Genomic DNA, 15439 nt, shown 5'->3' with positions numbered 1-15439 from the left:
CTAGCGGCCCGTCTGCGTGTGGACGTACTCGACGAGCCGGGTGAGCGAGTCCGGGTCGGTGGACGGCATGACGCCGTGCCCGAGATTGAAGATGTGCCCCTCCAGGCCCTTCGCCGCGTCGAGGACCTCACGGGTCTTCGCCTCGACGACCTCCGTGGAGGTGAACAGGACGGTCGGGTCGAGGTTGCCCTGGAGCGCCTTGCCGGGGCCCACGCGGCGGGCGGCCTCGTCGAGCGGGACGCGCCAGTCGACCCCCACGACGTCCGCACCGGCCTCACCCATCAGGCCGAGCAGCTCGCCGGTGCCGACGCCGAAGTGGATGCGCGGGACGCCGTAGCCCTCGACGGCCTTGAAGACCTTGGCAGAGGCGGGGAGGACCGAGCGGCGGTAGTCGGCCGGGGCGAGGGCGCCGGCCCAGGAGTCGAAGAGCTGCACGGCGCTCGCGCCCGCCTCGATCTGGACCTTGAGGAAGGCGGCCGTGATGTCGGCGAGGCGGTCCAGGAGGTCGGCCCAGAGCTCGGGGTCGCCGTACATGATCGCCTTGGCGTTCTCGTACGTGCGGGACGGGCCGCCCTCCACGAGGTAGCTCGCGAGGGTGAACGGGGCGCCGGCGAAGCCGATGAGGGGGGTGGAGCCGAGCTCGGCGGTCAGCAGGCCGATGGCCTCCGTGACGTAGGAGACATCCTCGGGGGTGAGGTCGCGGAGCCGGTCCAGGTCGGCGCGGGTGCGGATCGGCTTCTCGACGACCGGGCCGACGCCGGGCTTGATGTCGAGGTCGATGCCGATGGCCTTGAGCGGGACGACGATGTCGCTGAAGTAGACCGCCGCGTCCACGTTGTGCCGACGCACGGGCTGGAGCGTGATCTCGGCGACCAGCTCGGGCCGTGTGCAGGAGTCGAGCATCGCGATGCCCTCGCGCGCCTTGTGGTACTCGGGCAGCGAGCGCCCGGCCTGCCGCATGAACCACACCGGCGTGTGGGGCACGGGCTCGCGCCTGCACGCCTTCATGAAGGCGGAGTCGTAAGTGGCGGTCGGCTGCTGGCCCGCGGGGCTCTGGTTGGCACTCACGGGGCAAGTCTCGCACGGCGCCAGAAGGCGATTACACGGTGTGCTGAGCGGAAGAGCGGGTGTCTAGTCCCGCACGATGCCTCCGTTCCCCTTAATCTTCCCGCATGGCTGCGGCTCAGGGACGATTGTCGGATGGCGCTGACGGGATGGACGACTCCAAGGAGGGGGACCGGGATGGGGGCGGTGCGGCGCCGCCGGCTTTCCAGGCCGCGGTCCAGGCCCTGCGGAACAGCAGGCTGAGGCCGCAGATCGAGATCGATCCGACGCCCGCGCCCCAGCGGCTCGCCCCCTACGCGTACGCGTTGGAGGCGGCGGTCGTCGACGGAGACCAGGACCTGGCCGACGGCCGGCTGGTGCTGCTGCACGACCCGGACGGGCACGACGCCTGGCACGGCACGTTCCGGTTGGTGACGCTGGTGCGCGCGGAGCTGGAGCCGGAGATGGCGGCGGACCCGCTGCTGCCCGACGTGTGCTGGTCGTGGCTGACCGGTGCGCTCCAGGCGCGCGGACTGACGTACGGCGAGGCGAGCGGCACCGTCACGCGGGCCAGCTCCCACTACTTCGGCGGGCTGTCCGAGCGGCCGTCCGCGTCCCAGATCGAGATCCGTGCCTCGTGGACGCCGCGCGAGGGACTCGGCGGCGTTCCGGACACGGCGGCACATCTCGCCTCCTGGTGCGATCTGCTGGCCCAGGTCGCGGGCCTGCCGCCGGCGGGCCCGGGCGACGCGTCCATCGTCACGCTGCCGCAACGCCGGGGCCCGCAGTCACGCTGAGCCTTACCCGAGACACACCGAGGTCTTACCGATCGTTTCCGGTGTCTTTGTCGATACGGCCACTTTCAATCAGGAGTGGCCCATCGAACGAGCCGTTTCGTTCACCGAACGATCGACAGCGTGTCCGAATTGCACTGATTGCTACTCACTAAATCGTGATCTTTCTCTAAAGGACCTGGGGTTTGGTGCCGAAGACGACTGTGACCTTGAAAGTCGTCCCGCACCCCAGGAGGCCTGGTGTCCGTTCTTCTTGAGCAGCCCGCAAGCCTGGTCGCCTACCGCCCGAACAAGCCGACCGCCATGGTGGTCGTGGCCGACCCGCGCGTACGCTCCACCGTCACCCGCCACCTGTGGGCGCTCGGTGTGCGCGACGTCATCGAGGCCTCGTCCGTCGCGGAGGCTCGTCCCCGCATCGGCAACCCCCGCGACATCTGCGTGGCAGACGTCCACCTTCCCGACGGTTCCGGTCTCACCCTGCTCTCCGAGACCAGAGCCGCAGGCTGGCCCAACGGCCTGGCCCTGTCCGCCGCCGACGACATCGGTGCCGTGCGCAACGCCCTCGCGGGCGGCGTCAAGGGCTACGTCGTCACCGGCACCCGCACCAACGTCGGGCTCCCCACCCGGCCCGGCGCCGCCCCCATCGGCTCCGCCGCCGCCCGTATGCACCGCCGCCCCCCGGGTTCCCCGAGCCACCCGGGTGGCTACCGCGAACTGTCCGGCCGTGAGGTCGAGGTCCTGCGTCTGGTCGCGGAAGGCCAGTCGAACAAGGCCATCGGCGTCTCCATGGGCCTGTCCGCACTGACCGTCAAGAGCCACCTCGCCCGCATCGCCCGCAAGCTCGGCACGGGTGACCGCGCCGGCATGGTCGCGGTGGCGCTGCGCACCGGAATCATCCACTGACCCCCTCCCGCGACCCCGTCCCCACACCCCCTTCCGCTCTCCTTCCCGCTCCCCCTCCGAGCCGTGAACCGGATCTTTCACTTACCTGACTGGTTTACGACCCCCAGACGCCCGTCGACGGAACGTTCCGTCGGCGGGCGTTGTCCATACGCGGATACTCTTGACAGGTGACCGACGCCCAAGAAACCGCAGCAGACAGCTCACTGCGAACCACCGGAGGCGCCCCTCCGGACGACGTCGAAACGGCGCCGATCCCTTTGCTTGAGCCCCGGGAGGGCATTCCGCCCGTGATCGCCGACGAGGACGCCCTCGCCGAGGTGATCGCGGCCTTCGCCGCCGGCACGGGTCCCGTGGCCGTCGACGCCGAGCGCGCGTCCGGCTACCGCTACGGACAGCGCGCCTATCTGGTTCAGCTGCGCCGTGCGGGCGCGGGCACCGCACTGATCGACCCCGTCGCCTGCCCCGACCTGTCGGGCCTCGGTGCGGCCATCTCCGGCGTCGAGTGGGTGCTGCACGCCGCCACCCAGGACCTGCCCTGTCTGCGCGAGATAGGCATGGTGCCGACGCGGCTCTTCGACACCGAGCTGGCGGGTCGGCTCGCCGGATTCCCGCGGGTCGGACTGGGCGCGATGGTCGAGGGCGTACTCGGTTTCGTCCTGGAGAAGGGGCACTCCGCCGTCGACTGGTCCACCCGCCCGCTGCCCGAACCCTGGCTGCGCTACGCCGCCCTCGACGTCGAACTCCTCGTCGATCTGCGGGACGCGCTGGAGAAGGAACTCGACCGGCAGGGCAAGCTGGACTGGGCCCGCCAGGAGTTCGACGCGATCGCGGCGGCGCCGCCCGCCGAACCCCGCAAGGATCCGTGGCGTCGTACGTCCGGGATGCACAAGGTACGGCGGCGCCGGCAGCTCGGTGTCGTACGGGAGCTGTGGCAGACGCGGGACCGGATCGCGCAGCGGCGGGATGTGTCGCCGGGGAAGGTGCTCTCGGACGCGGCGATCGTCGAGGCCGCGCTCGCGCTGCCGCTGGATGTGCAGGCGCTCGCGGCGTTGAACGGGTTCGGGCATCGGATGGGCCGGCGGCAGCTGGAGCAGTGGCAGGCGGCCGTCGATCGGGCCAAGGCCCTTCCCGACTCCGCGCTGCCGCAGCCTGGGCAGCCGGTCACCGGGCCGCCGCCGCCTCGCGCTTGGGCCGACAAGGATCCCGAGGCCGCGGCTCGGTTGTCCGCGGCGCGGGCCGCTGTGTCTGCTGTGGCCGAGGGGCTCAACATGCCTCAGGAGAACCTCATTACTCCGGACACTGTGCGGCGGGTTTGCTGGGAGCCGCCGAAGAGTGTGGATGTGGCTTCCGTGGGGGCCGCGTTGGCGGGGTACGGGGCTCGGGCTTGGCAGGTTGAGCAGGTTGCGCCGGTTCTGGTGGAGGCGTTGACCGCGAAGGCGCCGTAGCGGTCTGTGTTGTTTTGCGGGTGCGGGCTCGCTGTGGCTGGTCGCGCCCCGCGGCGGAGCCGCACATCGATACAGCCCCGCGCCCCTGAACAAAGGGCCACGGAAGCGGAACCGGGGCGTCGAGATCCGGCCAAGATCCTCAGGTGGTGCGTGGGGAACCGGGCGGGGGCGGAGTGTGACGTTCGCCGCTCCCGGCCCCGGGGCTGGGCAGCTTGGTTACCCACAAGTAGCATGGGTACTGAGCGCGCGCTCAGCGCATCGCGGCAGTGCCGATCCCGCACCCTGGAGGAGAGCCAATCGTGCCTCGTACCGTCAGGGACGTCGTCTTCGTCGACGGCGTCCGCACCCCGTTCGGCAAGGCGGGCCCGAAGGGCATCTACCACGAGACCCGGGCCGACGACCTCGTCGTGAAGGCGATCCGGGAGCTGCTGCGCCGCAACCCCGGACTCGACCCCGCGAAGATCGACGAGGTCGCCATCGCCGCGACCACGCAGATCGGTGACCAGGGGCTGACCCTGGGGCGGACCGCGGGCATTCTCGCCGGGCTGCCGCAGTCGGTGCCCGGTTACTCGATCGACCGTATGTGTGCGGGCGCGCTGACCGCCGTCACGACCACCGCGGGCTCCATCGCCTTCGGTGCCTACGACGCCGTCATCGCCGGTGGTGTCGAGCACATGGGCCGCCACCCCATGGGCGAGGGCGTGGACCCGAACCCGCGGTTCGTGAGCGAGAAGCTGGTCGACGACTCCGCGCTGTTCATGGGCATGACCGCGGAGAACCTGCACGACCGCTACCCGCACATCACCAAGCAGCGTGCCGACGAGTACGCGGTGCGTTCGCAGGAGAAGGCCGCCAAGGCGTACGCCAACGGCAAGATCCAGCAGGACCTGGTGCCGATCTCGGTGCGCAACACCAACGAGCAGGTGGGCGAGGTCGGTTGGGGCCTCGTCACCGCCGACGAGCCGATGCGTCCGGGGACGACCCTGGAGAACCTCGCCGGGCTCAAGACGCCGTTCCGCGTGCACGGCCGGGTCACCGCGGGCAACGCGGCCGGTCTGAACGACGGTGCCACCGCGTCGATCATCGCGAGCGAGGACTTCGCGCGCGAGCACAACCTGCCGGTGAAGATGCGTCTCGTGTCGTACGCCTTCGCGGGCGTCGAGCCGGAGGTCATGGGCTACGGCCCGATCCCGGCGACCGAGAAGGCGCTCGCCAAGGCGGGTCTCGGCATCGAGGACATCAACCTCTTCGAGGTCAACGAGGCCTTCGCCGTACAGGTGTTGGCCTTCCTCGACCACTACGGCATCGCGGACGACGACGAGCGCGTCAACCAGTACGGCGGCGCGATCGCCTTCGGTCACCCGCTGGCCTCGTCGGGCGTCCGCCTGATGACGCAGCTGGCCCGGCAGTTCGAGGAGCAGCCGAACGTCCGCTACGGCCTGACGACGATGTGCGTCGGCTTCGGCATGGGCGCCACGGTCATCTGGGAGAACCCGCACTTCGAGGGGGACAAGTGAGCACCACCACCGAGCTTCTGAAGGGTGCGGCCGAGCTGTTCCCCGACGAGGTCGTGACGTCCGCGCACGTCCGTCACCTCGAACTGCCGTACAGCGCAGGGCGGTTCGCCCTCATCACGCTGGACAACGGCTTCGACCACACCAAGCCGACCACCTTCGGCCCGGCCTCGCTGGCGAACCTGAACACCGCCATCGACCAGGTCGAGAAGGAGGCGGCGGCCGGCGAGATCGTCGGTGTCGGCATCACCGGCAAGCCCTTCGTCTTCGCCGTCGGCGCGGACCTCAAGGGCGTCGAGCTCCTCAAGAACCACGACGACGCGCTCGCCATCGGCAAGGGCGGCCACGAGGTCTTCAAGCGCCTCGCGGACATCGCGGTACCGACCTTCACGTACTACAACGGCGCGGCCATGGGCGGCGGCGTCGAGGTCGGTCTGCACTGCGAGTACCGCACGGTGTCGAAGCACATCGCGGCGTTCTCGCTGCCCGAGGTCTTCCTCGGCCTCGTCCCCGGCTGGGGCGGCTGCACGCTGCTGCCGAACCTGATCGGCGCCGAGAAGGCCGTCTCGGTGATCATCGAGAACAGCCTCAACCAGAACAAGCAGCTCAAGGGCCGGCAGGTCTTCGACCTCGGGATCGCCGACGCGCTCTTCGAGGGCGCCGACTTCCTGGAGCAGTCGCTGATCTGGACGGCGAACGTCCTCAAGGGCGACATCAAGGTCGAGCGTCCCGCGATCGACCGCGGCGAGGCCTGGGACCAGGCCGTCGCCAAGGGCCGCTTCGTCGCGGACTCCAAGGTGCACGGGGCTGCCCCGGCCGCCTACCGCGCCCTCGACATCATCGGGGCCGCGAAGAACGGCGACCTCCAACAGGGCTACGACGCCGAGGACCTGGCGCTCGCCGACCTGATCATGGGTGGCGAACTCCGCGCCGGTATCTACGCGTTCAACCTCGTCCAGAAGCGCGGCAAGCGTCCGGTGGGTGCGCCGGACAAGTCCCTCGCCCGTCCGGTGACGAAGGTCGGCGTGGTCGGCGCGGGTCTGATGGCCAGCCAGCTCGCCCTGCTGTTCCTCCGTCGCCTCGAAGTACCTGTCGTCCTCACGGACATCGACCAGGAGCGCGTCGACAAGGGTGTGGGCTACGTCCACGCCGAGATCGAGAAGCTGCTGTCGAAGTCCCGTATCAACCAGGACAAGGCCAACCGCCTCAAGGCCCTGGTCACCGGTGTGCTGGACAAGGCCGAGGGCTTCTCCGACGCCGACTTCATCATCGAGGCCGTCTTCGAGGAGATCGGCGTCAAGCAGCAGGTGTTCGCGGAGGTCGAGGCGGTCGCCCCGGCGCACGCGATCCTCGCCACGAACACCTCCTCGCTGTCCGTCTCCGAGATGGCGTCGAAGCTCAAGAACCCCGAGCGGGTCGTCGGCTTCCACTTCTTCAACCCCGTGGCGATTCTGCCCCTGTTGGAGATCGTGCGCGGCGAGCAGACGGACGACGCCTCGCTCGCGACCGCGTTCGCGGTGGCCAAGAAGCTGAAGAAGACAGCGGTGTTGGTGAAGGACGCCCCGGCGTTCGTCGTCAACCGCATCCTCACCCGCTTCATGGGCGAGATCCAGAACGTCATCGACGAGGGCACACCGGTCGCGGTCGCGGAGAAGGCCGTCGAGCCGCTCGGCCTGCCCATGTCCCCGCTGGTCCTCCTGGAGTTGGTCGGTCCGGCGATCGGCCTGCACGTCTCGGAGACCCTCAACCGGGCCTTCCCGGACCGCTTCACGGTCTCCCCGAACCTCGCGGCCGTCGTCAAGGCGGGCAAGCGCGGCTTCTACGTCTACGACAGCGGGAAGCCGGAGTTGGACCCCGAGGTCGCCGCGCTGCTCAAGCAGGGTGACTCGGTGCTGACCGAGGAGCAGGTGCGGGACCGGGTCCTCGACGCGGTGGCGCAGGAGATCGGCCTGATGCTCGACGAGGGCGTCGTCGCCGAGGCCCAGGACATCGACCTCTGCCTGATCACGGGCGCCGGCTGGCCCTTCCACCTGGGCGGCATCACGCCGTACCTGGACCGGGAGGGTGTGTCGGAGCGGGTGAACGGCAAGGCGTTCCTGGCGCCGGGTCTGGCGAGCGTGCCGGCGTGATATGACGACCGGCAACTACTGAAGGGGGCCTCCGCGCGATCGCGCGGAGGCCCCCTTTGTCTGTTTCATGTTCAGACCTCCCGCCAGGCCTCCAGCGCGAGCCCCGCCTCCGCCTTCCGCCGAGTGATCAGCAGCTGACCGGTGGACGGAGACACCGTCGCCGCGGCCACCCGCTCGTCCTCGTCCAGGGTCAGAGAAACCTCGGCGTCCGAAGGAAGTTGGGGCCCCGACTCCGTCCACCAGGCGCCCGCGGACTCCCGTTCCGTGGGATACGCCGCGAAGGCGACCCGGCCGCTCGCCGAGCGCTGGGCGATCAACGTGCAGTCGTAACCGTCGAGTTCGCAGCGGACGGCGGAGACCGGGCCGGGGCCGGCCGAGGGGAGGAGGGTGATGGGCTTGGTGCCGGGGCGCCAGGTGCAGAGGTCGCCGGAGTCGTCCGTGTAGAAAAGGGTGGTGCTCTGCGGCGAAGTAGCCAGGGCTCGAAGGGTGCCGGGGCGGATCGTGGCCTCCATCGCCTCCTCCAGCACCGGTTGTTCGCCCGGCTCCAGCTGACGCCAGTGCAGGATCGCGCCCGGTACCGCCGCGTACAGCTCGACCGTGCCGGACTCCCCCGTCACCGCCGCCAGGTCCTCGTGGACGTCGCTGCCCTTGAGGTCGCGCCACGGTTCCCAGCCGCCCTTCTCCCGTTGGGCCAGCAGGCTGACACCGGCCCCCGCGTTGCGCACGAAGACGTGGGCCCTGCCTTCCGCGTCGACGGCGATCGCCGGTACGCCGGTGCGGTCGCCCTTCTTGTTCGGGTGGCCGATCGGGTTCCAGTCGAGGGCCGCGAGCCGGGGGCGGAAGTGCGTGGAGTGGACCAGTCCGGACTCGCCGGCCACCGTGGGGCGCCAGGACACGAGGTGGGCGTAGCCGTCCGCGCCCTGCCCGATGCCGAGCAGCCCGGGGTGCAGCTTCTGGTCGCCGCCGACCTTGCGCGGGGCGCTCCAGAGGCCGCCGGGGCCGCGTTCCGCCCGGCACAGGACGGCGTCGCCCGAGGGCAGATACACACTGAGCCGGCCGTCGCGGCCGCGTATGAGCCAGTCGCCGTTCACCGGTTCACTGTAATTGGGGCGGGCACTTCTGCGCGGGGCACCCCCCGCCCCGCGTGCGACCCTTGGCCCATGGACGAGGACATTCCCCTGCTGGTGATCGTCGACGGCGCCAACGTCGTCGGGTCGGTGCCCGACGGCTGGTGGCGCGACCGCAAGGGTGCCGCCGAGCGCCTCCGCGACCGGCTCGCGAGCGACGGCCTGCCGGGCCGCACGGACCCCGTGGAACTCGTCCTCGTCGTGGAGGGCGCGGCCCGCGGCGTGGCGTCCGTCCCGGGCGTACGGGTGGACTCGGCCCCCGGCAGCGGCGACGACCGCATGGTCGAACTCGTCACCGAGGCCGCCGGCCGCCCCTGCCTGGTGATCACCGCCGACCGTGAACTGCGGCGCAGGGTCACGGAGTTGGGCGCGGAGGTCACCGGGCCACGGAGCGTACGGGGCTGACCCGCACCGGCCGGCACATACGCGGTACGGCCCCGCAAATCCCCTCCACCGAGGGGGACTTGCGGGGCCGTACGGCCAACTGGCGTGTCTACGAAGCGCTTCCGCTCGGCGGTGTCGCCGACTCCCCGGCCTCCGCCGCCTGTTGCAGGCCCAGGCGGCTGTGTGTGCGGCCGTAGAAGAAGTACACGGCGAAGCCGATCGCCATCCAGATGGCGAAGCGGAGCCAGGTTTCTGCGGGGAGGTTGAGCATCAGCCAGAAGGAGGCCAGGACCGAGACGATCGGGAGGGCCGGGACCAGGGGGGTGCGGAAGGAGCGGGGCAGGTCCGGGCGTCGCTTCCTGAGGATGACCACGCCGATCGCGACCACGATGAACGCGAACAGCGTGCCGATGTTGACCAGTTCGGCCAGTTCGCTGAGGCTCGTGAAGCCCGAGACGATCGCGATGATCACGCCGAGGAGGATGGTCGGGCGGTACGGGGTGCGGAAGCGCGGGTGGACGTGGGAGAAGAAACGCGGGAGCAGTCCGTCTCGGCTCATTGCGAAGAACACGCGGGCCTGGCCGAGCAGCAGGATCATGCAGACCGTCGTCAGGCCGATCGCCGCGCCGAAGCTGATCAGGCCCGCGAACCACGGGTGTCCGGTGGCCTTGAACGCGTCGGCGAGCGGTGCGTCGATCGACAGCGAGCTGTACTTCTGCATGCCGGTCACGACGACCGCGACGGCGACGTACAGCGTGGTGCAGATGATCAATGAGCCGAGGATGCCGCGCGGCACGTCACGCTGCGGGTTGCGGGTCTCCTCGGCGGCGGTGGCGACGACGTCGAAGCCGATGAACGCGAAGAAGACCACGGAGGCGGCGGTGAAGATGCCCATGACGCCGAAGTTGGAGGGCGCCCAGCCGAACATCAGCTGGATGAGGGGGGCCTTGAGGTTGCCGCCCGCCTCCACAGCCTGCGACTTGGGGATGAAGGGCTTGTAGTTGTCGCCCTTGATGAAGAACGCGCCGGCGACGATCACCACGAGGACGACGGCCACCTTGATGGCGACGACGACCGAGGTGACCCGCGCGGAGAGCTTCATGCCGAGCACCAGGATCGCGGTGAGGACGAGGACGAGCGCGGCGGCGAGGATGTCGAAGCCGAAGCCGTGGGCGCCGTCCCGGCCGCTGAGCGCCTCGGGCAGGTGCCAGCCCGCGTTGTCCAGCAGCGAGTGGATGTAGCCGGACCAGCCGACGGCCACCACCGCCGTGCCGAGGGCGAGTTCGAGGACCAGGTCCCAGCCGATGATCCAGGCCGGGAACTCGCCGAGCGAGGCGTACGAGAAGGTGTACGCGGAGCCCGCGACCGGGACCGTGGACGCGAACTCGGCGTAGCAGAGCGCCGCGAGGGCACAGACCACGCCGGCCACGACGAAGGACAGGGCGACCGCTGGACCGGCGGTGTTCTTGGCGGCCGTGCCGGTGAGGACGAAGATGCCGGTGCCGATGACGACGCCGACGCCGAACACGGTGAGATCCAGGGCCGAGAGAGATTTTCTGAGCGCGTGCTCGGGTTCCTCGGTGTCCTTGATGGACTGTTCGACTCTCTTCGTCCGGAAGAGTGTGCTGCTCACGGTTGTACCTCCCACGCTTGGCGTCCTCGACATGATCGAGAGGGGGCGATGTGCGTATGCCCCGACGCGGGCGGGTTCACGCGAATGGGCCGCTTTCACCACTGCAAAGAGTGGCGGAAGCGGCCCGTTCAGCGGTGCCGGCCGTGCCTCAGTCGCGTGCGGACTCCACCGAGTCGACCTCCGCCGTGGGGCGTTCGAAGCGGCCGTCCAGCTTCGAGACCAGGCCGGTGACCTGGCGGGCGATGTCGGGGGCGGTGAGGCCGATCTCCGTCATCACCTCGGCGCGGGAGGCGTGGTCGAGGAAGCGCGGCGGGATGCCGAAGTCGCGCAGCGGAACATCCACGCCCGCGTCGCGCAACGCCTGTGCGATCGACGAACCGACGCCGCCGACGCGGGAGTTGTCCTCGACGGTGACGACCACCCGGTGCTGCTCCGCGAGCGGGGCCATGGCCTCGTCGACGGGCTTGACCCAGCGCGGGTCGACGACCGTGGTGGAGATGCCCTGCTTGTCGAGGAGGGCGGCGATCTCCAGGCACATCGGCGCGAGGGCGCCGACCGAGACCAGCAGGACGTCCGGGGCGTCGGTGCCGGGCGCGCGCAGCACGTCCATGCCGCCGATGCGGCCCACGGCGGGTACGGCCGGTCCGACCGCGCCCTTGGAGAAGCGGACGACCGTCGGCGCGTCCTCGACCTGGACGGCCTCGCGGAGCTGGGCGCGGACCTGGTCGGCGTCGCGGGGTGCGGCGAGCCGGAGGCCCGGGACGACCTGGAGGATCGACATGTCCCACATGCCGTTGTGGGAGGCGCCGTCGGTGCCGGTGACGCCGGCCCGGTCCAGGACGAAGGTCACCCCGCACTTGTGCAGGGCCACGTCCATCAGCACCTGGTCGAAGGCGCGGTTGAGGAAGGTGGCGTAGACGGCGAAGACGGGATGCAGTCCGCCGGTGGCGAGGCCGGCCGCGGAGACGGCGGCGTGCTGCTCGGCGATGCCGACGTCGTAGATGCGGTTCGGGAAGGCGTCGGCGAACTTCTTCAGGCCGACGGGCTGGAGCATCGCGGCGGTGATCGCGACGATGTCCTCGCGCTCCTGGCCCAGCGCGACCATCTCGTCGCCGAAGACGGAGGTCCAGTCGGCGCCGGAGGCCTTGATGGGCAGGCCGGTGTCGGGGTGGATGGGGCCGATGCCGTGGAAGCGGTCGGCCTCGTCCTGGAGGGCGGGCTGGTAGCCGCGGCCCTTCTCGGTGAGGCAGTGCACGATGACCGGTCCGCCGAAGCGCTTGGCGCGGGCGAGCGCGGACTCCAGGGCGTCGATGTCGTGCCCGTCGATGGGCCCGACGTACTTGAGACCGAGGTCCTCGAACATGCCCTGCGGGGCGATGAAGTCCTTCAGGCCCTTCTTCGCGCCGTGCAGCGTCTCGTAGAGGGGCCTGCCGACGACCGGAGTGCGCTCCAGGAGGTCCTTGCCGCGGGCCAGGAAGCGCTCGTAGCCGTCGGTGGTCCGCAGGGTCGCCAGGTGGTTCGCGAGGCCGCCGATGGTCGGTGCGTACGACCGCTCGTTGTCGTTGACGACGATGACGAGCGGGCGGTCCTTGGCGTCGGCGATGTTGTTCAGCGCCTCCCAGGCCATACCGCCGGTCAGCGCGCCGTCACCGATCACCGCGACCACGTGATCGTCCCGTTTCAGCACCTGGTTGGCCTTGGCGAGGCCGTCGGCCCAGCCGAGGACCGTCGAGGCGTGCGAGTTCTCGATGACGTCGTGCTCGGACTCGGCCTGCGAGGGGTAGCCGGAGAGGCCGCCCTTCATCTTCAGCTTGGAGAAGTCCTGACGGCCGGTGAGCAGCTTGTGGACGTAGGACTGGTGGCCGGTGTCGAACAGCACCCGGTCCTTCGGCGACTCGAAGACGCGGTGCAGGGCGATGGTCAGCTCGACCACACCGAGGTTCGGGCCGAGGTGGCCGCCGGTCTTGGAGACGGCGTCGACGAGGAAGGTCCGGATCTCCCCGGCCAGCTGGTCCAGCTGCTCCAGGCTGAGCCGGTCCAGATCGCGCGGTCCCCTGATGCGGGTCAGCAGCGGCACCCGTGCCTCCTTGCGAGTAGAGCTGATCGAGCTGTTGCCGGGCTTGTCGAGTCTAATGTTCCGCCTTTGCGGACGGCGCCCGGGCTCTGCGTCATACGTCACGCGATCGGCTGTACCCACGAACAGCCTTTCCTACGACACGACTGTGCCCGGCACCGACATCGGTACCGGGCACAGTCTGCGCGAAGGGGCAGGTCAGCCGCGACCGGAGGCCTTCTGGCTCTTGCGGGACACCGAGTCGATGACGACCGCGCCGAGCAGAACGCCACCCGTGATCATGTACTGGATCGACGTGTTCATGTTGAGCAGGTCGAGGCCGGTCTGGATCGACTGGATGACGAGCATGCCCAGCAGGGCGGACCAGACGGTGCCGCGTCCGCCGAAGAGGCTCGTACCGCCGATGACCGCGGCCGCGATGGCCAGCATCAGGGTGTTGCCGCCACCGGCGTTCAGCGTGGCGCTCTGCGTCTGGCCGGCGAAGAACATACCGCCGACCGCCGCGAAGCCGCCGGAGATGGCGAACACGGTGATGCGGATCATGGACACGTTGATACCGGCACGGCGCGCGGCCTCGATGCCGCCGCCGACCGCGAAGACCTTGCGGCCGTACGGGGTACGACGGAGCACGAAGTCCACGATCACCAGGGACGCGAGGAAGATCACCAGCGCGTTGGAGACACCGGCCGAGGAGTTCAGCACGTACGCGGTGACGAACGCGGCCACGGCGAGCAGACCGACCCGCAGCGCGATCTCACTGGTGGGCCGGAACGGCACCCCGGCGGCCTTGCGGCGGCGCTGCTCGACGAGCGAGCCGTAGAGCAGGGACGCGACGCCGAGGGCGGCCAGGATGTAGGCGCCCGCGACCGACTGGTCCATGAAGAACGAGCCCTGGCCGAGCAGGTGCACCGGACCCTCGTCCGGGATGTTGATGGTGCCGCTCGAACCGAGCAGCCACAGCATCAGACCGTTCCAGCCGAGGAAGCCGGCCAGGGTGACGACGAACGCCGGTACGCCGATCCTCGCGAAGAAGAAGCCGTGCAGCGCGCCGATGCCGATGCCCGTGACGATCGTCAGGATCAGCGCCAGCCAGCCGTTCATCCCGTGGTTGACCACGAAGACGGCGAACAGGGTGGACGCCAGACCGCTGACCGAGCCGACGGACAGGTCGATCTCGCCGAGCAGCAGCACGAAGACCAGGCCGATGGCGAGCATGCCGGTCGCCGACAGGTAGTAGCTGATGTTGGACAGGTTGTCCGCGCTCAGGAACCGGCTGTTCTGCGACTGGAAGATGATGCCGATGACGATCAGGCCGGCGACGACCGGCAGCGAGCCGAGCTCACCGCCCTTGACCTTGCGCTTGAACTCGGTGAGGTAGCCGCGGAAGCCCTCTTCGCGGACCAGCAGACGCGGGTCGACGACGGTGGCGGCACCGGCCGCCGCCGTGGGGTCCTCGGCGAGAGGCGCGCCGGTCGGTTCGACCGCGTCCTTCTTCACGGTGTTGGACGTGTCGCTCACTTTGCCGCCTCCGTGCTGCGCACCGCACGACGGGTCACGGCGTTGTCCGTGGCACCGGTGATCGCGGCGATGATCGTTTCCTGACTGGTGTCCTTCACCGGGAAGGAGCCGTTGTTCTTGCCCAGGCGCAGCACGTTGACGGTGTCGGCGACCGCCTTGACGTCGGCCATGTTGTGGCTGATGAGGATGACGCCGAGGTTGCGCTCGCGCAGCCGCTCGACCAGGTCGAGGACCTGCGCGGTCTGCTCGACGCCGAGGGCGGCCGTGGGCTCGTCGAGGATGACGACCTTGGGGTCACCGATCAGCGCGCGGGCGATCGCGACGACCTGTCGCTGGCCACCGGAGAGGCTGGCGATCGGGATGCGCACGCTCGGGATGCGGATCGAGAGCGTGCTCAGCAGCTCACGGGAGTTCTTCTCCATCGTGACCTCGTCGAGGACCCCGTGGCGCAGCAGCTCACGCCCGAGGTAGAGGTTGCCGACGACGTCGAGGTTGTCGCAGAGCGCGAGGTCCTGGTAGACCGTCGCGACGCCGAGTCCCTGGGCGTCGTGCGGCTTGGTGATGCTGACCGGGTTGCCCTCCCACTCGATGACTCCTTCATCGATGGGGTGCACTCCGGCGATGGTCTTCACCAGAGTGGACTTTCCTGCGCCGTTGTCGCCGACCAGTGCGACGACTTCTCCGGGGTGGACCTCCAGCTCTACTTCGGTGAGGGCCTGCACCGCACCGAATCGCTTGGAGACTCCGCGCAACGCCAGCACGGGCGTAGCGGACACGTGAACCATCTCCTTCGCCGCCTGACCGGCGGGGATGCCGCGCTTGTCAAAAGCCGCGGAGGGTTGTGCCTAGGCACAGATTTACAAGATGAACATGC

The 15439-nt window shown here is 69.7% G+C and carries 12 protein-coding genes; 6 read left to right on the top strand and 6 right to left on the bottom strand.

Features of this window, described 5'->3' with window-relative positions; genetic code table 11:
- Positions 1-1068, bottom strand: a complete 1068-nt coding sequence (hemE, locus tag OG407_RS37900) for a uroporphyrinogen decarboxylase (protein ID WP_405864244.1) — start codon at positions 1066-1068, stop codon at positions 1-3.
- A gap of 146 nt (positions 1069-1214) precedes the next feature.
- Here hemE and OG407_RS37895 point away from each other — a divergent pair, with 146 nt between their 5' ends.
- The 5 genes from OG407_RS37895 (at position 1215) to OG407_RS37875 (ending at position 7829) form a co-directional block, all read left to right on the top strand.
- Positions 1215-1841: a DUF3000 domain-containing protein gene (locus OG407_RS37895; RefSeq protein ID WP_405864242.1), complete on the top strand. Its 627-nt coding sequence runs from the start codon at positions 1215-1217 to the stop codon at positions 1839-1841.
- A gap of 237 nt (positions 1842-2078) precedes the next feature.
- Positions 2079-2741, top strand: coding sequence for a response regulator transcription factor (locus OG407_RS37890; RefSeq protein ID WP_030605794.1), 663 nt, complete (start codon positions 2079-2081; stop codon positions 2739-2741).
- Between the two features lie 167 nt (positions 2742-2908).
- Positions 2909-4186, top strand: coding sequence for an HRDC domain-containing protein (locus OG407_RS37885; protein WP_405864240.1), 1278 nt, complete (start codon positions 2909-2911; stop codon positions 4184-4186).
- Between the two features lie 299 nt (positions 4187-4485).
- Entirely contained in the window at positions 4486-5703 is a 1218-nt protein-coding gene (locus OG407_RS37880; protein WP_033285033.1) for an acetyl-CoA C-acyltransferase, read from the top strand.
- The gene (locus OG407_RS37875) at positions 5700-7829 is read left to right on the top strand and encodes a 3-hydroxyacyl-CoA dehydrogenase NAD-binding domain-containing protein (protein ID WP_405864238.1); all 2130 of its coding nucleotides are present in this window, start codon (positions 5700-5702) and stop codon (positions 7827-7829) included. The genes OG407_RS37880 and OG407_RS37875 overlap by 4 nt, the downstream gene beginning before the upstream one ends.
- Positions 7830-7900: 71 nt before the next feature.
- Here OG407_RS37875 and OG407_RS37870 read toward each other — a convergent pair whose 3' ends face one another.
- Entirely contained in the window at positions 7901-8920 is a 1020-nt protein-coding gene (locus tag OG407_RS37870) for a hypothetical protein (RefSeq protein WP_405864236.1), read from the bottom strand.
- A gap of 69 nt (positions 8921-8989) precedes the next feature.
- Between OG407_RS37870 and OG407_RS37865 the strand changes: the two genes are divergently transcribed.
- A complete protein-coding gene (locus OG407_RS37865) occupies positions 8990-9361 on the top strand; it encodes an NTP pyrophosphohydrolase (protein ID WP_405864234.1) in 372 nt (123 codons plus the stop codon).
- An 88-nt stretch (positions 9362-9449) separates the two neighbouring features.
- Here OG407_RS37865 and OG407_RS37860 read toward each other — a convergent pair whose 3' ends face one another.
- From OG407_RS37860 to OG407_RS37845, 4 genes are all read right to left on the bottom strand, one after another.
- Complete coding sequence (locus tag OG407_RS37860) at positions 9450-10973, bottom strand: amino acid permease (protein WP_405864232.1); 1524 nt, start codon at positions 10971-10973, stop codon at positions 9450-9452.
- A gap of 148 nt (positions 10974-11121) precedes the next feature.
- Complete coding sequence (dxs, locus tag OG407_RS37855) at positions 11122-13050, bottom strand: 1-deoxy-D-xylulose-5-phosphate synthase (protein ID WP_405864230.1); 1929 nt, start codon at positions 13048-13050, stop codon at positions 11122-11124.
- Between the two features lie 195 nt (positions 13051-13245).
- Entirely contained in the window at positions 13246-14565 is a 1320-nt protein-coding gene (locus OG407_RS37850; RefSeq protein WP_405864228.1) for a sugar ABC transporter permease, read from the bottom strand.
- Positions 14562-15350 carry an ATP-binding cassette domain-containing protein gene (locus tag OG407_RS37845; RefSeq protein ID WP_365303929.1) on the bottom strand — a complete coding sequence of 263 codons (789 nt, stop codon included), beginning with the start codon at positions 15348-15350 and terminating at the stop codon, positions 14562-14564. Before OG407_RS37845 ends, OG407_RS37850 begins: the two co-directional genes overlap by 4 nt.
- Positions 15351-15439: the final 89 nt, after the last annotated feature.

It is taken from the genome of Streptomyces sp. NBC_01515 (assembly GCF_045040345.1).
GTDB lineage: Bacteria > Actinomycetota > Actinomycetes > Streptomycetales > Streptomycetaceae > Streptomyces.
This window is presented reverse-complemented; position numbering and strand designations above follow the sequence as displayed.